16 protein-coding genes, 2 tRNA genes and 1 pseudogene are annotated in these 18,674 nt (G+C 67.4%); 6 read left to right on the plus strand and 13 right to left on the minus strand.

Annotation, left to right across the window (positions count from 1 at the left end; genetic code table 11):
• Window positions 1–21: 21 nt before the first annotated feature.
• Complete coding sequence (locus tag IRG63_RS07835; protein WP_193509810.1) at window positions 22–684, minus strand: ATP-dependent Clp protease proteolytic subunit; 663 nt, start codon at window positions 682–684, stop codon at window positions 22–24.
• A gap of 39 nt (window positions 685–723) precedes the next feature.
• Entirely contained in the window at window positions 724–1,323 is a 600-nt protein-coding gene (locus IRG63_RS07840) for an ATP-dependent Clp protease proteolytic subunit (protein WP_168626997.1), read from the minus strand.
• Window positions 1,324–1,431: 108 nt separating this feature from the next.
• On the opposite strand from IRG63_RS07840, the gene IRG63_RS07845 reads away from it, so the two are divergent.
• Window positions 1,432–1,923, plus strand: a complete 492-nt coding sequence (locus IRG63_RS07845; protein ID WP_370566204.1) for a tetratricopeptide repeat protein — start codon at window positions 1,432–1,434, stop codon at window positions 1,921–1,923.
• A gap of 46 nt (window positions 1,924–1,969) precedes the next feature.
• Here IRG63_RS07845 and tig read toward each other — a convergent pair whose 3' ends face one another.
• Together tig and IRG63_RS07855 are read right to left on the minus strand one after the other, a co-directional pair.
• Window positions 1,970–3,376 (minus strand): trigger factor, encoded by a 1,407-nt coding sequence (gene tig / locus IRG63_RS07850; RefSeq protein WP_193509760.1) that lies wholly within the window; start codon window positions 3,374–3,376, stop codon window positions 1,970–1,972.
• Between the two features lie 39 nt (window positions 3,377–3,415).
• Window positions 3,416–3,490, minus strand: a tRNA-Pro gene (locus tag IRG63_RS07855).
• 175 nt (window positions 3,491–3,665) lie between these two features.
• On the opposite strand from IRG63_RS07855, the pseudogene IRG63_RS14080 reads away from it, so the two are divergent.
• From IRG63_RS14080 to IRG63_RS07865, 3 genes and pseudogenes are all read left to right on the plus strand, one after another.
• Window positions 3,666–3,749: pseudogene (locus IRG63_RS14080) on the plus strand (DUF2510 domain-containing protein); the annotation flags it as partial.
• A gap of 606 nt (window positions 3,750–4,355) precedes the next feature.
• A complete protein-coding gene (locus tag IRG63_RS13760; RefSeq protein WP_227411972.1) occupies window positions 4,356–4,742 on the plus strand; it encodes a hypothetical protein in 387 nt (128 codons plus the stop codon).
• Window positions 4,743–4,797: 55 nt separating this feature from the next.
• Window positions 4,798–4,871: transfer RNA gene (locus IRG63_RS07865), tRNA-Gly, on the plus strand.
• A gap of 86 nt (window positions 4,872–4,957) precedes the next feature.
• Here the strand turns inward: IRG63_RS07865 and IRG63_RS07870 are convergent.
• From IRG63_RS07870 to IRG63_RS07890, 5 genes are all read right to left on the minus strand, one after another.
• Window positions 4,958–5,236 (minus strand): hypothetical protein, encoded by a 279-nt coding sequence (locus tag IRG63_RS07870; RefSeq protein WP_193509762.1) that lies wholly within the window; start codon window positions 5,234–5,236, stop codon window positions 4,958–4,960.
• A 452-nt stretch (window positions 5,237–5,688) separates the two neighbouring features.
• Window positions 5,689–7,029 (minus strand): permease prefix domain 1-containing protein, encoded by a 1,341-nt coding sequence (locus IRG63_RS07875; protein ID WP_193509764.1) that lies wholly within the window; start codon window positions 7,027–7,029, stop codon window positions 5,689–5,691.
• Complete coding sequence (locus tag IRG63_RS07880) at window positions 7,026–7,379, minus strand: PadR family transcriptional regulator (RefSeq protein WP_193509765.1); 354 nt, start codon at window positions 7,377–7,379, stop codon at window positions 7,026–7,028. The genes IRG63_RS07875 and IRG63_RS07880 overlap by 4 nt, the downstream gene beginning before the upstream one ends.
• 42 nt (window positions 7,380–7,421) lie before the next feature.
• Entirely contained in the window at window positions 7,422–8,060 is a 639-nt protein-coding gene (locus tag IRG63_RS07885; protein WP_193509766.1) for a TMEM175 family protein, read from the minus strand.
• A gap of 40 nt (window positions 8,061–8,100) precedes the next feature.
• Entirely contained in the window at window positions 8,101–8,973 is an 873-nt protein-coding gene (locus IRG63_RS07890; RefSeq protein ID WP_193509812.1) for a M15 family metallopeptidase, read from the minus strand.
• Window positions 8,974–9,082: 109 nt separating this feature from the next.
• On the opposite strand from IRG63_RS07890, the gene IRG63_RS07895 reads away from it, so the two are divergent.
• Complete coding sequence (locus IRG63_RS07895; RefSeq protein ID WP_193509767.1) at window positions 9,083–12,850, plus strand: SCO7613 C-terminal domain-containing membrane protein; 3,768 nt, start codon at window positions 9,083–9,085, stop codon at window positions 12,848–12,850.
• A 7-nt stretch (window positions 12,851–12,857) separates the two neighbouring features.
• Here the strand turns inward: IRG63_RS07895 and IRG63_RS07900 are convergent, their stop codons facing one another.
• Together IRG63_RS07900 and IRG63_RS07905 are read right to left on the minus strand one after the other, a co-directional pair.
• Window positions 12,858–13,496 (minus strand): response regulator transcription factor, encoded by a 639-nt coding sequence (locus IRG63_RS07900; protein ID WP_193509813.1) that lies wholly within the window; start codon window positions 13,494–13,496, stop codon window positions 12,858–12,860.
• 45 nt (window positions 13,497–13,541) lie between these two features.
• Window positions 13,542–14,891, minus strand: coding sequence for a sensor domain-containing protein (locus IRG63_RS07905; RefSeq protein ID WP_193509768.1), 1,350 nt, complete (start codon window positions 14,889–14,891; stop codon window positions 13,542–13,544).
• Window positions 14,892–15,129: 238 nt separating this feature from the next.
• Here IRG63_RS07905 and IRG63_RS07910 point away from each other — a divergent pair, with 238 nt between their 5' ends.
• Window positions 15,130–16,614, plus strand: coding sequence for an MDR family MFS transporter (locus IRG63_RS07910; protein WP_168626973.1), 1,485 nt, complete (start codon window positions 15,130–15,132; stop codon window positions 16,612–16,614).
• Window positions 16,615–16,622: 8 nt separating this feature from the next.
• Here IRG63_RS07910 and IRG63_RS07915 read toward each other — a convergent pair whose 3' ends face one another.
• Together IRG63_RS07915 and IRG63_RS07920 are read right to left on the minus strand one after the other, a co-directional pair.
• A complete protein-coding gene (locus IRG63_RS07915) occupies window positions 16,623–18,056 on the minus strand; it encodes an amidohydrolase (protein WP_193509769.1) in 1,434 nt (477 codons plus the stop codon).
• Complete coding sequence (locus tag IRG63_RS07920; RefSeq protein WP_168626971.1) at window positions 18,053–18,667, minus strand: FMN-binding negative transcriptional regulator; 615 nt, start codon at window positions 18,665–18,667, stop codon at window positions 18,053–18,055. Before IRG63_RS07920 ends, IRG63_RS07915 begins: the two co-directional genes overlap by 4 nt.
• Window positions 18,668–18,674 lie beyond the last annotated feature (7 nt).

Below are 18,674 nucleotides of genomic sequence, written 5' to 3' on the forward strand. Positions count from 1 at the left end.
GTGACCTGATACCGGCGGGAGCTACTTGGTGAGCGCCGGCAGGCTCTTACGGCTCGTGAGCACCTGGTCGATCAGGCCGTACTCGAGCGCCTCGGCGGCACTCATGATGTAGTCGCGGTCGATGTCCGAGCCGACCTGCTCGATGGTGCGGCCGGAGTGCTGCGAGATGGTCTCCTCGAGCCAGGTGCGCATCCGGAGGATCTCCCGCGCCTGGATCTCGATATCGGAGGCCTGGCCGCGCCCGGCGTCGCCGGTTGCCGGCTGGTGGATCAGGATGCGCGCGTTCGGCAGCGCGAGTCGCTTGCCTGGCGCACCGGCACCGAGCAGCACCGCGGCGGCCGAGGCCGCCTGCCCGAGGCAGACGGTCTGGATCTGCGGCCGAATGTACTGCATCGTGTCGTAGATCGCCGTCATCGCGGTGAACGAGCCACCGGGCGAGTTGATGTACATGACGATGTCACGGTCGGGGTCCTGGCTCTCGAGCACCAGCAGCTGGGCCATGACGTCATCCGCCGACGCGTCGTCGATCTGCACGCCGAGGAAGACGATGCGGTCCTCGAACAGCTTCGCGTAGGGGTCTTGGCGCTTGTAGCCGTAGGCCGTGCGCTCCTCGAAGCTCGGCAGGATGTAGCGCGACTCCGCCGTTGGGCGGGCCAGCCCTGACGGCTGGTAGCCGGAGGACATTGAGGGGTTCGTGAATTCCATGGTGATTGTGCCTGTTCCCTACTTCTCTGCCGAGGTGTCTTCGGTTCCGCCGCCGCCGACGACGTCGGTGGCGAACTCGCGCAGGTGGTCGACGAACCCGTACTCCAGCGCTTCCTGCGCGGTGAACCAGTTGTCGCGGTCACCGTCCTTGATGATCTGCTCGATGGACTTTCCGGTCTGCTCTGCGGTGAGCTCGGCCATCCGCTGCTTCATGTCGAGGATCAGCTTGGCCTGCGTCTGGATGTCGGCAGCGGTGCCGCCGAAGCCGCCGGACGGCTGGTGCAGCAGCACGCGCGCGTTCGGCGTGATGTACCGCTTGCCCTTGGTGCCGGAGGACAGCAGGAACTGCCCCATGGACGCCGCCATGCCGATGCCCACCGTGACGATGTCGTTGCCGACGAACTTCATGGTGTCGTAGATCGCCATGCCCGCGGTGATCGAGCCACCGGGCGAGTTGATGTACAGGTAGATGTCGCGGCTCGAGTCCTCGGCGGCGAGGAGGAGGATCTTGGCGCAGATCTCGTTCGCGTTGTCGTCGCGTACCTCGGATCCGAGCCAGATGATCCGATCCTTGAGGAGTTGGTCGAAGATACTGCTGACGAGTGCCGGTTGGGCCATGCTGTCGCGCTCCATTCAGTTGTCGCTTGCGTTACGAATCTATCCGAGCGACACCTTGCGAACTGCCGTGTTCGCCGTCGGCTGAGAGTCCCGCCTACGCTTACAGGCGTGAATGCGGATTGGGATGCTCGGGTCGATGCTGTGTGGGGTGCCGCTGCCGAACTCGGCGAGGCTGAAGTGCTGCGCCGGATCGATGAGCTGGTGGCGGAGCGGGGCGAAACGGATGCCCGCGCCGCGTTCGAGGCGGCCAGCGCCAGGGACTACGTCGGGCAGGAGGCCGAGGCGGCACCTCTGTACCGCCGGGCGCTCGAGGCGGGGCTGCCCGAGCCGCACAAGTCCTACGCGATCATCCAGCTCGCGAGCACGTTGCGGAACCTCGGAGAGGCGAGCGAAGCCATCCGGATACTCGAGGAGAGCGGGGTCACCGACCCGGCGCATCCGCAGTCCTCGGCAGCGAACGCCTTCCTCGCGCTGGCTCACGTGACGGGCGGCGACCCGCAGAAGGGTGCGGCGATCGCGCTGCACGCGCTTGCGGGCACCATGACGGAGTACTCGCGGGCGATCCACGCCTACGCCGACGAGCTCACGTCCGCGCGTTAATTACAGCGCGGGCTGAGCCGAAGCCCAGCCCGCGAGTCGATGCGACCTACTGGTGGTCGTGACCGAAGTGCTCGTGGTCGGGCGTGCGACCGTGGCTGTCGGTGCCGCGGTCGCCGGTGTTCAGCTGCTGCAGCATGTCGGCGGTGCCGCGCGGGTCGAAGCCGTCTTCGTCCTCATCCGGGGTGGCGGTGAAGGCGGAAAGGTCGACCACGTTGCCTGCGGTGTCCTTGACAGTGGCCTTGGCGAGCACGCGCGCTAGCGCCTTGCCGCGCGCGACCTCACCGACCATGCCGGGGATCTGGCCGTTCTGCGACAGCACCTGAATGAACTCGCCCGGCTCCATGCCGTACTGCGCGGCGCTCTGCACCAGGTACTGGGTGAGCTCGTCCTGGCTGACCTTGACCTCTTCGGCCTCGACCACGGCGTCGAGCAGCAGCTGCTGCTTGAACGTCTTCTCGCTGGACTCGGCGACCTCGGCGCGGTGCGCGTCGTCCTCGAGGCGTCCCTCGTTCTCGAGGTGGCGGTGCACCTCGTCGTCGATGAGCTGCTGCGGGATCGGGATCTCCACCGACTCGAGCAGCTTCTCGACGAGCAGGTCGCGCGCCTTGGCACCCTGACCGAACACCTTGGACTGGTTCAGCTGCACGCGGAGGTCCTCGCGCAGCTCGTCGATGGTGTCGAACTGGCTGGCGATCTGCGCGAAGTCGTCGTCAGCCTCGGGCAGGTCGCGCTCCTTGACTGCGATCAGGTCGATCGAGATCAGCGCGGTCTCGCCGGCGTGGTCGCCGCCGAGCAGCGGTGCGTCGAATGTGGTGCTCTCCCCCGCGGTGAGGGTGTCGAGCGCTTCGTCGATGCCCTCGATGAGCTCGCCGCTGCCGACCTCGTAGGAGATGCCGGTCGCGGTGTCCACCTCGCTGTCGCCGATGGTGGCCTTGAGGTCGATCTGTACGAAGTCGCCGGTCTTGGCGGGGCGGTCCACCGTGACGAGGGTGCCGAAGCGGCTGCGCAGGTTCTCGAGCTCGGCCTCGACCTCGTCATCCGTCACCTCGATCGGGTCGACGGTGAGCTCGACGCCGTCCAGCGAGGGCAGCTCGAACTCTGGGCGCACGTCAACCTCGACGGTGACGACCAGGTCGCCGCTGAAGTCCTTGCTGTTCGGGAGCTCGGTGACGTCGGCTTCCGGGCGGCCGAGCGGGCGGATGCCGGTCTCCTCGGTTGCCTGCCGGAAGAACTTGTCGAGTCCCTCGCTCACAGCGTGGTTGATTACCTCGTCGCGGCCGATCCGCTGGTCGATGATGGGCGGCGGCACCTTGCCCTTGCGGAAACCAGGGATGTTGACCTGCTCAGCGATGTGCTTGTAGGCGTGGTCAATGCTGGGCTTGAGCTCCTCGGGGCTGACGTTGATGATCAGCTTCACGCGGGTGGGGCTCAACCGGTCGACGGTGGTCTTCATGGGTTTGTCGTTACTCCTGATGATGGAAATGGGCAATCGTCGGGGCGACAGGATTTGAACCTGCGGCCTCCCGCTCCCAAAGCGGGCGCTCTAGCCAAGCTGAGCTACGCCCCGTTCAACTGGGTGGCTCGGCCAGTGCACGCGCAAGTGAACGCAAATTGGCCTCGGCAAGTCTAGCCGCTTTTCGCGAGCGGTTCGCTGTGGTTATCGGTTGGGATTGCCCTATGCTGGCGGCAGTATCCGACCTCGTGCGGATGCTGATGCTGACCCGGGGGGAACGGTGGCCCGCATGACTGACACGATCACTGGTGCGCCGACGGCCGGGTGGTACCCGGATCCGATCGTCACCGGAAACATCCGTTGGTTCGATGGGAAGAACTGGACGAGCCATTCGGCGCCCAAGCCGACGGGGAATGCGTCGCTGCCCGCAGCACCGCTCGCGATCACGTCGAGCGGCCCGGTTTCCGCGCCGCCGCCGCCAAGGTCGGCGACCCCGCTAGACGCTTCGGGGAATGCTTCGGATGGAGGCACGCCACCGCCTGCCGCACCCGCCATGGCCACCGCGGCTCTGCCTGCAGAGCTGGTCTCGTTCGGGCCGTCGCACAATGAGCTGCCCAGTTTCGAGGCTGCCTTCGCGTCGGCTCTGGCTGCCCCTCCTGCACCACCCCTGCCGACCACTCCTGCTGCGCCGGCCGCGCCGCGGTTCCCCGGGAGCGCTGCTCCCGCCCCGGTGCCGCCGGCGAGTGCGCAACCGCTGCGGACATCAGCGCCGCCTCCTCCGCCACCATCGGCTCCGTCGGCATCCGCCCCCGCGGCGCCGCCCGCACCCGCCACCGCATCGCCGTTGGCCCAGCCTGCCGCGCCGCTCCGCTCGGCACCGCTGAGCGCGGCTGACCTTCCTCCTGCGCCTCCCGGTCTGCCGACCGCGCCGGCCGGGATGGCCACGGCGCCACGACTCTCCGGGCTGCCAGACCCCAGCTTGAGCGCTCCTCGCGCGGGAGAGGCGAATCCGCCGCTCCCCCAGCGTGCGCAGGACGACCGCAGGAACTTCCCCGCGACCATCGGCTTCATCCTCGGTGTGCTGTCGGTCGTCTTGCCTGTGTTCGTGCTGAGCGTCGCAGCGTTCATCGTTGGTGGCATCGGCGCGGCGCGAGCTCGCGGCTGGGGTCGGCTCGGCTACCGGCCGAATGGTCGGCGACGCGCCGGTTGGGGCGTGTTCCTCGGCATCCTCGGCGTGCTGCTGTCGATCGTTGTCGGCTACGTCGTGCTCTGGCAGTGGGCGGGCGTCGACCTCGGGCTGAAGGTTGGCGCCTACCTGGATCCCGCGCTGGCGTGGCTGCGCGAGGCGGGCGTGCCGATCCCGTGAGCTTGACGCATCCGGTACAGTAGCTACGGCAGTCGCGCCTGATTCAGGCGCCTGTGGGGATGTAGCTCAATGGTAGAGCCTCAGTCTTCCAAACTGATGGTGCGGGTTCGATTCCCGTCATCCCCTCCAATTGAACGGGACAGCTTCGCTCAGCCCATCGACCGCCGGCATCCCCAGCGAAATCGTCACGTCCCGATCAACACACAACCGCGCGGTCAGGTGACGGCTGCCGCCGCAGCGATGGCCTTCGAGCGCGTGTTAATGGCTTCCGCGAGCGCAGCGACTTCACTTCGAGACTCCGGAGGCAGCGCCACGACGGCATCAAGCCTTATCCGGCGAAGGACAGCCTCGATGGTACGACTTGCCGCAACAATTTCATCCGCTCCCGTGAGCGCCTGTCCCCCGCCACCAAAGACGGAGAGGATCTCGGAGTTGCGCTGCTGTTTCTCTGCGGAACGTTCGCGCGGACTAGCTGAACGCATGCCCAAACTCATAAGCGTCTCCGCGTCCAATAGGCCCCGGAGTATGTTCCCGCTGTGGTACCTGATCGCCGCTTGCAGTGCAGACGCGTCGGCCGCGGGCACCTCCGCAAGAGTCATGTTCTCGCGTACCCAACTACGGTACGCGTGAGTCCGCCCTCCCCAATCCGGAGTCCCCTCCTTTGTGAAGAAATGCTCCCTTGCGGACACGAAGGCGCCCGCCGTCGTGCGAAGCAATTCTGTCTTCTCCGCGTCGGTTGCCGTGGCGTAGTTCCTGAGTGCTGTAACCGCGACTGACTGAAGTTGGGGCAGTGATTGGGGCGTGTTGGAGCTCATGATTCGCGACCATACCGCTGGACCGTTTCACGCGGGTAATCGACGGCAAGCAGGTGCGCGCGGCCTCCCGACTTGGCACGTGAGGGCGCTGTGCTAGAGACAGCGTCCACCCCGCAAATGGCCGAACGTATCTATGCGAAGCTAAACAGCGGCGGCAGGACAAGCACGACGAACAGCACCCAGCCGGCGAACACCGGGAGGTAGCCGGTCTGCCAGCGTTCGACACGCGCTGCCGGGTCCCGGCCAGCCAACAACCGCGCGATAAGCCAAGCCGTCACGACGAGATTCACCAGCAGGATGATGTTGAGACCGAGCGCCGCCACTCGGTTTGCTGTGAACCCGAGCTCGCCGATCCGCGCGAACATCGACACGAGCACCAGCAGGTCGAGCACGACCGCCGCGACGACCGCGACCAGCCTGATCGCATCGGTCAGCCGCTCGCGACGTGTCAGGTCCCGCGCCGAGATCCCGTAGACGACCAGCCCCAGCACGACGAGCAGAAGCAGGTCGAACACCATCAGCAGGTCGCGGTCGAACTCGCGACCGAGCCCGAAGATCGCGTACGCGAACGCTGAAACCGTCAGCATGATGGCGAAGAGCGGCGTGAAGATCGCCGTCAGCACCGGCGCAAGGTTCTCGATGACGCTCTTCTTCGCCTCGACCAGCCACGCCGCGACGACGACCGCGCCCGCGGCTCCGGATGGCAGGACCCAGTCCAACACGCCTTCGACGGCCCCAGGTGCGATCGGCCCCAAAATCGCGATCGTCAACCCGATGAGCACGGCACCACCGAGCGCGATGAGCGCGTAGTAGATCACCCACTCGCCGGTGAACCGGATGAAGTCCATCCGCGGTGCAGACGACCTCAACTCCCCCGCGACGTAGGCGGCTCCGACCACGAACCACAGCGCGACGGGCAGGTGGATGGCCACCAGCAGATCCGTGCTTCCCCAAGGAACGAAGGGGAACACGTTGACCGCGACGGCAAGCACAGCGACGACCGCTCCGAGACCCAGCATCCATCGCACCGGCATCCGCCGCACCACCGCAAAGTAGCCGGCGAGCACCGGCAGCACGAACAGGCTGGCGTTGCGGTTGAAGAACGAGTCTGTGATACCGGGCGCCTCGCCTATCAACCTCGCAACCTGCACGAGCACGGCTGCGAGTGCGGCGAAGGCGAGCATCGTCACGATCGGCCGCCCTCGCTCATCGTCGGGACGTGAGATCGCCAGCTGCTTCCACAGGCGCTCGCCGTGCTCGCGTGCGAACTCCGCAGTGAGCTGGTTGACCTCGCCCAGACGCCTGACCGCGATCAGGAACGCTTCGTCCGCGGTCAGCCCGGCCGCCTCGAGGTCGGCGATCTGCTCCCGCAAATGCCCTTCGAGTTCATCGGCATCCGAATCGGCGACCGCCCTTCCCTGCAGCACCGCAGAGCGCCATTCGCCGATCTGCTTCTCCAGCGTGTCGCTCATGCCGTCGCCACCGAAGGTGTCGGTCCCCAGATACCGCCGAGGGTCCGGTTCGCTGTCTCCCACTGCTTGCGGTGCTCGACTAACTGGCCGCTCCCCTTCTCGGTGATCTCGTAGTACTTACGCCGCCTGCCCTCGGGCGACGACCCCCACTCCGCCCGCACATAGCCGAGGCGCTCGAGCCGGTGCAGCAGTGGATACAGCATCCCGTCGGTCCACTCCAGGTCCCCGCCCGAAAGCTCCCGCACACGTTTCAGGATCGCGTAGCCGTAGCTCGAGCCCTCCAGCAGGATCGCAAGCACGAGCGGGGTCGCCATCGCGGCGACCAGGTCCTTGTCGATGTTCGACACCATGCCGACCAGCATATACCTTGATGTTCTAGGTATCTAGCAGTTCTAGGTATCGCGGGCTCGCGTCCGGCGCCGCGGAAGAAGGAGGCTGATCGCGACGAGGAAGTAGCCGAACACCGCGACGATCGGAAAGAACAAGCCGACCACGATGAGCCCGACGTAGAAGGCAAGGCCGGGTGTGAGCTTCCGCCCGACAAACCGAAGGTCGGCTTCGTCGCGGTCGGTGCGCACGAGGTCATCCTTCAGCGCGAACCGCCAGAGCATCCACAGGCAACCTGACGTGGCCAGAAGAACAGCGCCGTACAGCGTCACTGCCACTCGCTCCGCGTTCTCCATGCCGAGGTTGTCGGCCAGCAACCGCGTCGGAAACGGGAGGAAGGCGACGAAGAGGAGCAGAAGCAGGTTGAGCCGCAGAAACCCTGGGGACACTTCACGAAGAACCTCGGAGAGGTACGCGTGGCCGATCCAGATCGCGCCAATCGTGGAGAAGCTCACGAGGTAGGCAAGGTAGGAGGGCCACTCGTCCACAATCGCCCCGAAGAGGTCGGCGTCAGCGGCTGCCGACACCGAGATCTCCAGCACCAGCAGCGTGGTCGCGATGGCGAACACCCCGTCACTGAACGCCTCCATGCGCCCAGCCCGCAGCCGGAAGCGCTGCATCCGTTCCGCGTCATCGCGGTTCATTCTCCTGATGCTAGTTTCCGAGGGAGGCGAGCAAAACCCGTCAGTAAGTCGCTGCGGCGGACTGACCGAGGAACTCCTCCAGCGTCGTGAACGCGCCGTCGTGGTACGCCGCCGCTAGTTCGACCCCGACGAAGCGCATGTGCCACGGCTCGGGCGTGTACCCGGTGACCTCGGTGCGACCCGCCTCGTACCGTGTGATGAAGCCGAACCGCCACGCGTTCGCGGCCGCCCACTTGCCCTGCGCGCTCGCTCCGAAGTCGTCGATCGTCAAGCATCCGGATGCGAAGCACGGCACCAGATCAGCGGTCAGCCCGGTCTGATGCTCGCTGTGCCCTGGCCGCGCCGACACGAGATCCGCCCGCTCCTGCCCCTTGTCCCACACGTGCCAGGCGTAAAGCGAGTCCTGCGTCGCATACGAGCGGTAGCCGCTCAGCATGCCGATTTCCCCAACGCCCTCGGCGAGCGCCGCCGCCACCAGTTGCTCGAGCGCCGCCACCGCGTTCGCGCGCAGGGGGGTGCCGTTGATGTTCTGGATGCTCGGCCAGGCCAGGTCGCCGGGCTCGAAGTCGAGCGGCACCAACGCGCGCTGCTTGTTCACGAGTACCCAGTGCCGGTTCGGGTCGCTCAGGTCCAGGCATTGCGCACCGGATGCCACCGCCTCACGGAACGCGTCTGCTCCACCGACCGCGGCGATCAGCTCGGCGTCGGTGCCTGCGAGCGCTTCGAGCACGGCAGGCTGTTCGCACAGCGGAATCGGCGTCGGAGTGGGCGTTGGCGACGTGGACGGCAGCGACGTGGGCTTGCGCGTCTCGGACGGCGGCGTAGCCGAGCATCCGGTCACCACGATGGTGACCATCACGGCCAGCAGCACGAGGCTTCGCACGCCCTGGCCCTCCCGGCCCTTCCCGACCATCCCCACTCGCACAGTCTTCCACCTCTGGCACGCACGTCCCACGCCGAGAGTCGAACGACCGCTACCGTGATAGCTGCACACGCGACGGGACAAGCAGGGGGCAGCGCCGATGGCCGAAGACGACAGCGAGTTGCGCGGCTACGCCGCGCCGATGTACTTCCCTCGTCGCCTCGAGGACCTCACCGGCACCGGCAACTGCCCTGCGTGCTTCGCGCGGCTGACAGGTGAGGTCTGCGACTCATGCCGACTCGACCTGAACCACCCCGCTGCATCCAGGTTGCACGACGTGTCGCTCGCGGCTGCGAACGCGCTCGAACTCCGCGCTTCAATTGTGGGGCGGATGCGATTTGAAACTGCACAGCGAGCCGCCGAATTGACACTGCAGGGGGCGCAGGCGGTGGCGCAGACAATCGCCGTGCCTGTGGCCTCGACCGAGACAGCCGCATCGCCCGCCGGCGCCACCTCGTCGACGGCAATCGCCGAACCGGCGGCCAAGGAGCCGGCCTTCACCCCACCGCAGCCGCCGCCCATCGCTCCCCCGCCCCCGGCATCCGGAACACCAGGCGACAATTTCACGGTTGAGCCGCGCCGCTCGAGCGTCCAGGTAACGCTGCTGCTGGTCGGCGTGACCCTGCTGTCAGTGGCCGCCATCTTCTTCCTGGTGTACGCCTTCATCAACTTCGGGCTGATCTGGCGCAGCGTGATCATCGGCGGCATCACCGTCGCCGCCCTGGTCGCTGCCCACCTGCTGCGTGTCAAGGGGTTGCGAGCAACCGCCGAGGGCATCGCCGCGTTCGCGGTCGTGCTGGTCTACCTCGATGCGTGGGCGGTGCGCGAGAATGACCTGTTCGGGCTCGGGAGCGGTCACGGCGCCATCCACTGGGGCGTCACGTTCGTCGCAACGTCGATAGCGTTCGCGCTGTGGAGCCGCGCGAGCACCCTGCGCACCCCCGGCATCGTCGGGCACTCGGTGTTCGTGCCGGGCATCATGCTGCTCGCGGCCGGCATCACGGACGAACTTGTGCTCGAAGACGGCACCTTCATCGCCTTCAGCGCCGGGGCGATCGCCGGGTTCAGCCAGCTCCTCGCCCCACATCGGGTCGAACGGGTCATCGTGCTCATCCAGACCAGCCTCGCTGTCGCTGGTGCGGCGTTCGCCGGCCTCTTCGTCGGTGATCCGGCGATCGGCCCCGCCGTGGCACTCGCTGTCGTCGCCCTCGTGGCCGGCGCGCACGTTTACGCGCTCGCGCAGCTCAGCGCTCGCGCCGAGTTCCGCGGCTTCGGCTATGGGTTCAGCCTGTTCGCCGGGGTCGTCGCGGCCGGTCTCATGGTGCCGCTCGACACCGGCTGGGACCCCTTCTCCTACTTTGTGCCGCCGGTCGCGGCTGTCGCCGTCGCTGTCGGGTTGGACGGCATCCGCTCGAAACTGCCGGACGGGTACGGCCGCCGCTCGCTCCTGCTGGCGACCGTGAGCGCCGGCGCGGTGGCGTTGCTCGTTCTCGCGTTGCCGGTCGGGGTCAGCGCGTTCACCGTGCTGGTCACGGTGGCGAGCGCCATCTTCCAGCCGTGGGATAACGCTGCGATCGACACCATCTACTTCGTTGGCGACGAGTTGGGCTGGGCGGTGCTTGGGCTTGCGATCGCGACCGCACTCGCCGGACTCCTGTGGGGCGTCGCCGGGATGCTGGGCCGGCGCCTCGTCGTGGTCGCCTGGGCGGCCGTCATCGCGCTGCTGCTCGCGGTTCCGCTGCTGAACACCGTGTGGATGGTGCTCGCCGGCTGGCTCGCCATCGCCGTGGTCGCCCTCGGGCTGCTCCTGCTGAATCGTGGGGAGCGCATCCGCGGCCCGCTCGTGGCAGCACTGGCCACCGCCGGCACCATCGGCTATCTGTTCGGCTGGGTGAGCATCGAGACCTGGTGGGCGAGCACGATCGTCGGCCTCGGGCTGCTCATCGGGGTCCGGATGCTGGTTGCGCGGCCCGCTCGCGCGGCGATCGCCGCGGTGATAGCGGTGTTGGTCATCGGCTCCGCGGCAGCGGTTGCGGCACACATCACGTTCGGCTCCGGAGTCCCGGATGCTGTCGACGCGGCGGGCCGCATCCGGTTCGCCGGGCTCGCCGCGGTCGTGGTGTTCGCCGGCGCCGCGTTCCCGAACCGGCTGGTCAGCGCGCTGGAGCGCCGCGCAGTGTTCTGGGTCAGCGGCGCGCTGATCGCGATGCTGGTCGGCTCGACCCCGGCCTGGCTGGAGCGGCTGAGCGCAGCCGAGCGGGGCTTGCTGCTCCTGCCCGAGTATTGGACCGGGCTCGGTGTCGCCCTGCTGCTGCTCGCCGGGATCGCGCTGTGGCTGCTCCGCGTGAACCGGGTGCTGAAGGTGGAGCGCATCGTCGCATCCGTCGGCATCGGCCCGGCGCTGTACCTGGCGGTCACGTCGTTCGCGCTCGCGCTGGGACTGGTCGAGTTCAGCGCGGCGGTCGCGCCGATCAGCGCCGCACTGCTCGCGGCCGCCGGGTCGCTCGTCGTCACGGTGCTCGGTCGTTCGACGCTGCCGCGCTGGGCGCGGGATGTCGGAGTCGCGATCGTGGCGGTGCCCGCCCTGGGCTGGGCGGTGTGGTCCAATGCCGACGCCGGCTGGCTCGTGCTCGCTTTGGGAGGTGTCACGGCCCTGCTGCTCGCGATCGACACCGACGGGTTGTTCGGTTCGCAGTCCCAGCGCCGACACTTCGGCTGGCTCGCTCTCACCCTCGCCACCGGTGGCCTGTGGTGGCGCCTCAGCGCCGACGCGGTCTCCTCGCCTGAGCCCTATCTCCTGCCGCTCGCGGGCGCGCTCATCGTCGTGGGGATTCTGGTGCACCGCGCGCGGGGCACATCCGTCGCCGCGCCGCTGATCGCGCTCGGAGGGGCGCTTGTCGCCATCCTGCCGCTCGCGTTCCAGTACGCGACCGGGGATCCGATGCTCGCCATCGTGCTGTTCGCGGCGTCGAGCGCGCTGCTGCTCGCGGGCAGTTTCCTGCGCGGCGGTTCACGCGCCTGGCTCGACGCCGCCGCGGCCGCCGGTGCGATCGGTGTGGCTGTCACCGCGATCGGACGGGCCGCCGAGGCGTCGGTGTTGGACGTCGCGCGAGATGTGTGGCTGGCCGGAATGTTCCTGGTGCTGCTCGTCGCCGCGATCGGGCTGGGCCTTCGGGCATCCGGCGATCGCCTGCGCACCCTCGCCGCGAACGGGCTTGTCATCTTCGCGATGGCGGCGGTTCTCCTCATTGAGCTGACGAATCTGCCTGACACCCGGCTTGGCGCTGTGCGCGCGATGGCGATCGTGGTCACGTTCGCCGCCGTGCACGTGCTGTCGTTCCTGGGCGACCGGGTGCCGTTCACCCCGGTTGTCGGGTGGAGCGCCATCGGCTTCGCGTTGATCGGGGCGCTGCTGGCCCTGCAGACCGTCGAGCCCGTCGAGATCCTCTTCGTGCCAATAGCGCTCGCGCTGCTCGTCACCGGCGCAAACCACCTGAACGAGGTGGCAACCGCGCGGTCATGGCCGTGGCTCGGCCCGGGAACCGGCATCCTGTTGCTGCCATCGCTGATCGCGACAATCGACGACCGCCCCATGTGGCGTCTGGTCGGCCTCGGGGTGGTGGGTGTCGCGGTGATTGTCGTGGGCGTGGCCAAGCGGCTGCAGGCGCCGTTCACGATCGGCGTTGTGGTGGTGCTGATCCACGGGATCGCGACGTTCCTGCCTCAGTTGCGGGCGGCGTACGAGTTCTTCCCGTGGTGGCTGTGGCTGGGTGCCGGCGGCGTGCTGCTGATCGTGCTCGCCGCCCGGTATGAGCAGCGCATCGCCAACTTCAAGGCGATCGCGCTGAAGTTCTCCAACCTCCGCTGACCGAGGGTCAGCGCTGCAGCCAGGCGAGCACCGCGAGCACCCGGCGGTGGTCGGTGCCGGAATCCTCGAGGCCCAGCTTCTGGAAGATCGACGTCACGTTCTTCTCCACAGCACCGGTGCCGATGAACAACGCGGATGCAATCGCCGCGTTGGTCTTCCCCTCGGCCATGAGGGTGATGACCTCGCGCTCGCGCGGGGTGAGGCTCTCGAGCGGGTTCTGCCGCCGGCCGAGCAGCTGTGTCACGACCTCGGGGTCAAGCACAGTGCCGCCTGCCGCGATGCGCTCGATCGCGTCCTTCAGCTCGTCGAGGCTCGCGACGCGATCCTTGAGCAGGTAGCCGATGCCGCCGCTGCCGGATGACAGCAGTTCGCTCGCGTACGCGACCTCGACGTACTGCGACAGCAGCAGGATGCCGAGGTTCGGCTGCAGCTCGCGCGCGCTGATCGCCGCGCGCACTCCCTCATCCCTGTAGGTCGGGGGCATCCGCACGTCGAGCACCGCGAGGTCGGGCCGCAACTCGGGCAGGCTCGCGATCAGCTCGTCGCCGTCACCGAACGCCCCGATGACGTCGACGCCGGCCTCGCCGAGCACCCGCACGAGTCCCTCGCGAAGCAGCACCGAATCATCCGCCACCACAACCTTCAACGCCACCGCCCCACTCTAGGGGGACGGCGGCGTTGAAGACTGCGGTCAGTAGGTGATGGGCAGGTGGACGGTGGCCACCGTGGGGCCGCCCTCTGGACTCGACAGCTCGAAGCTGCCGCCGAGACCGCGGATGCGTTCCTCGATTCCAGCGAGGCCGTGGCCGTCCTTCGAGGCCGCACCGCCCGAACCGTTGTCGGCAACCGTGACGTCGAGCCACCAGTCGTCGCCCTCCGGAACCCGGTGGAGCGCGAGCTGCATTCCGATGTCGGATGCGCCGGAGTGCTTGGTTGCGTTGGTCACCAGTTCGCTGGCGACAAAGTACGCGTTGCGCTCGATCTCCTGCGGCAACTGCACCGAGCTGTCGATCGCGTTGACGAAGCTGACCGGCACGGCGTTCCGGGCGGCGAGCGACTCCAGGGCGGCGGCCAGGCCGCGGTCCATCAGGATCGGCGGGGCAAAACCGCGGGACAGCGCACGCAGCTCCTCGAGCGCAGCCTTCGACTGCTCGTTCGCCTCGGTGATCAGCTTGCGCGCGTTCTCCGGATCCCTGTCCAGCTCACGCTCGGCAGAGGCGAGGTCCATCTGCAGCCGCACCAGGCGCTGCTGCGGACCGTCGTGGATGTCACGCTCGAGACGGCGCAGCGAGTGACCCTCGGCGGAGATGGCAGCGCCGCGGGACTCGTTGAGGTCGACCACGCGACGCTCGAGCGCCTCGGAACGCCATGCCCCGAGCATCCCCTGGGCAATGACGTGGTGCAGTCGGGTGAGACCGCGGGTGATGAACGGCAGGGTGAGGGCGAAGAAGATCCCGAAGAAGAAGTTCAGAATCGCGTCACCCTCAGGACCACCCGGCAAGTTTCCGCCGGGGGCAAAGAACCCGAAGATCACCTCTGACAAGTAGAAGTCGTTGTCACCCTGTGGGATGAAGCGGTCCCAGAACCAGAAAGTCAGTCCGCCGAGCGTGCCCGCCACCCAGGTGATCGCGATCGACCAGGTTGCGATGCCGATGGCGAAGTTCACGACCATGCCGTGCAGCAGGTAGATCCAGTAGCGGCCATCTGCGAGGGGACCGAGCGCGCGCGCGAGCCCGGTGCGATCCGAGTCGCCCCAATTCGGGCGCGCGATCTCCGGCATGCCCGCGGCGCGCAGGCGCACCAGCTCGAGCGTTCCGAAGCCGCGCGCGACGTACAGCGCGGCGACGATCAGGAAGAGGCCGACGAAGATGACGATCATGCCCGCGCCGGCGGAAAACAGCGAGACCATCACCGAAAAGCCGACAACGACGATCGGCAGCGTCGGCAGCAGGAAGCCCAGCTCTCGAGGAACCCCGCGCCAGAGTGCGCCGTAGCCGGTCCTCTCGCTCACGTGCTCAAGCCTGACAGATTCTGTGGTCATGTTTCTTTTCCTCGTATCCGTTGGTGGCGTCGATTCGGCAACAACAACCAGCATCGCGATCCGGCGCGGACGGCGGCATCCGGCTGCCTCACGGATGCCCGTTCGGGTTAACCCCACCGAACCTGAGGGGAATATCGTCCAGCTGGAATGTCTGCGGTGAGGCATAGGTTGCGTCTGATACCTTTCGCTGTCTCCCCCGCAAAGCCTGCCGCGCTACCCCTTGCCTCAAAAGGACGAAATGACTAACACAGCACCGGTCGAACTGCCGATTGTCGACCACTCGCGCCGCAACCAGCGCGTCATCTGGCTGTTGCTCGCAGCCGCTTTTGTGGTGATCCTGAACGAGACCATCATGAGCGTGGCCATCCCCCGCCTGATGACGGATCTGTCGATCGACGCGCGGGCAGCTCAGTGGCTCACCACGGCGTTCATGTTGACCATGGCCGTGGTCATCCCCATCACCGGCTTCCTGCTGCAGCGTTACAACACGCGGCCGATCTTCATCGCCGCCATGACGCTGTTCTCGGCCGGAACCCTGCTGGCCGCCGTCTCGCCCGGCTTCGAGGTGTTGCTGGTTGCGCGCGTTGTCCAGGCATCCGGAACCGCGATCATGATGCCGCTGCTCATGACGACCATCATGAGCCTGGTGCCGCCTGCGACCCGCGGAAAGACCATGGGCAACGTGTCGATCGTCATGTCGGTCGCCCCTGCGCTCGGCCCGACGATCTCCGGCCTCATCCTCAGCACGCTGACCTGGCGATGGCTGTTCTGGCTGGTGCTGCCGATCGCGCTCGTGATGCTCGTCATCGGCATCCGCCGCGTCGAGAATGTCAGCGAACCGCGGCCGGTCCCCATCGACGTGGTCTCGGTCATCCTGTCGGCGTTCGCCTTCGGCGGGCTGGTCTACGGGCTCAGCCTGGTCGGCGCCAGCGCGCAGCAGAAGGGCGACGCGATCGCCGTCTCCGAGACGCAGATGTGGGTCTCGCTGGCCGTCGGCGCACTGGCTCTGACGATCTTCATCTGGCGCCAGCTGCTGTTGCAACGCCAGGATCGTGCCCTGCTCGACCTGCGCACCTTCCGCGCGCCGATCTTCACTGCCTCGGTGAGCATCCTGACGGTGAGCATGGTCGCCCTGTTCGGCACCATCGTCGTCTTCCCGCTCTACCTGCAGCGCGTGCTGGGCCTCACCGAACTCGAGTCCGGGCTGATGATCATGCCCGGCGCGCTGCTGATGGGTTTGCTCGCGCCGTTCATCGGCCGGCTGTACGACCGCATCGGGCCGAAGCCGCTTGTGATCCCCGGCACGATGATCGTCAGCGGCGTGCTGTGGGGCTTCACGACGGTGGGGACCACGACCTCGGTCTGGTTCGTGCTTGCGCTGCAGATCACCCTCAACCTCGGTCTGGGGATGCTGTTCACCCCGCTGTTCACGGCCGGGCTTGGCGCTGTGCGGCCAAGTCTGTACTCGCACGCGAGCGCCGTCGTCGGCACCATTCAGCAGGTCGCCGGAGCCGCGGGCATCGCGTTGCTCGTCACGGTCATGTCGACGCAGGCGGCCGCGCTCGAGGCGACGGGTGTCTCCGTGGTCGAGGCGGAGGCCGCGGGCACGCGCGCGGCCTTCCTGGTCGGGGCGATCATCTCGCTGGCTGGCGTCGCGCTGTCCTTCTTCATCAAGAAGCCGGCCGACGTGATTGCAGAGGCACCGGTGCCCGCCGCGCACTGACCTGGCGGTTACAGCGTCGAGTGGGTGACCCGGCCGGCCAGCAGCGTCAACGCGACGGGCATGCTGCGCAATTGCTCACCGTCGGCGCTGTACGGGTCGAGTTCGACCGCGATCAGGTCGGCGGGCTCCCCCTCGGCGACGCGTGAGCGAGTCGAGGCAGTAATGGCCTCGCTGGCCGTCACCGCCTGCTCCGGATGCCACGGCTCGCGCCCGTCGCGAGCGCGGCTGACCGCGGCGCTGATGGTGATCCACGGGTCCAGCGGCGCAACCGGAGCATCCGAGCCGAACCGCAACTCGATGCCTGCGTCGAGCAGGGAGCGCAGCATGAAAGAGCGGTCGGTGCGGCCGGCCCAGTACTGGTCGGCGATGTCCCGGTCGTCCATGGCGTGCTCTGGTTGAACGCTGGCGGCGAGGCCGAGCGCAGCTATTCGCGGGATGTCTTCACGCCGCAGCAACTGGGCGTGCTCGATGTTTCCGCGTCCGCCGACGGCCTCGATCGCGTCGAGCGCGAGCCGGTTCGCCTCGTCGCCGATGGCGTGCACGGTCAACAGGATCCGTGCATCCATCGCCTTGCGCAGCAACGGCATTAGCCGGTCCGGCGGGACGGTGAGCAGGCCATGGTCGTGCGTGCCCGGGTACGGGTCGACACAGAAGGCGGTGCGCGTGCCGAGCGACCCGTCGGTGAGGATCTTGAACGAGCCGACCCGCAGCAGGCCGTCGTCTGTCAGCGTCTCCCCGGAGAAGCGCCCATCTTCGATGGCCTGATCCAGGTACTGCGTGTAGATAGCCGCGTCGACGCGCAGCACATCGAACCCGTTGCCGAATCGGCGCGTCCAGTTATCGATGTTCGGCGCCATGTCGAGGTCGGTGATGCCGACGATGCCGCGCGCGGCCGCGGCGAGTGCCGCATCGCGCACCCATTCGTCGTGCTGCTCGGTCGGCGCCTGCTTGAGACGTGCGACGAAGTCGAAGCAGTCGTCCTCCTGCAGCAGGCCGGTCGGGTGGTCGGTGTAACCGTAGGCCCGGGCGGCGGCCGTGCTCAGCCAGCAGGAGTGCAGGTCCGAGTTGATGAGCACGACGCTGCGGTCGCCGACCGCGGCGTCGAGCAGCTGCCTGGTCGACGCGTTGTCCGGCCAGAGCGCGTCGCGGATGCCGACCCCGACCACGGTCTCGTTCGGGTCCTCCTGCGCGTGAACGTGCAGTTTCATTACGCCGGCGGCCTCAGCGGCCGAGGTGACCCGTGACAGGTCGATGCGGCGGAGCGTGTACGCCCACTCGCCGAAGTGCACGTGGTGGTCCCACATCCCTGGGAGCAGCCAGCGACCGTCAAGGTCGAGCGACTCCCCCGTGATCGTGCCCGCTGGCCGGAAGCCTGCTATCGAGCCGTCGTTGATCTCCACGTCGACAAGTTGGTCGCCGACGCGTGCGTTTCTGAGGATCATTGTTCTCCGTGCACCCTGCGCATCTCGTCAGCCAGTCGAGGCTGCGAGTAGTTGGCACCGTGGTCGAGCTCGTCGATGACGGTGTGCACGACATCGGCGGGCTTGTTCTGGCTGAGCTTCAGTCGCGCGTCGAAGCGCGTGACTACGAGTCGGAAACCGACGGTGCCCGTCGCAAGCTGCCGGTTCTCGTGGTCGTCCTCGAGCAGCTTCGGATGCGGCATCCGGCCTTCGAAATGCTCGACCAGGGTGCCGAGCACGCGCCAGTTCTCCTCGTCGCTGAGGATCTCTGGCGTTCCGTACAGGTGAGCTGTGGCGTGGTTCCAGGTCGGAACCGACTTCAGGTCGCCGTACCAGCCAGGCGAGATGTAGCCGTGCGGACCCTGGATGATGACCAGCAGCTCTCCGCCGCCGAGCTCGAGCAGGCGGTCGTCGGGGCGGCCGACGTGCGTGACGATGCTGATCTCGTCGCGGTCCTCCTCGAGCAGTACCGGGTAGTGCGAGGCGACGAGACCCTTGGCCGTGTTGGCGACAATGGTCGCCCACGGGTTCTCGCGTATCAGCCGCCGGACCTCCTGCGGGTCATCGATGACAAAGGACGGATTGTGGCGCATTACTCAA

Source organism: Cryobacterium sp. BB736 (assembly GCF_014980265.1).
Taxonomy (GTDB): domain Bacteria; phylum Actinomycetota; class Actinomycetes; order Actinomycetales; family Microbacteriaceae; genus Terrimesophilobacter.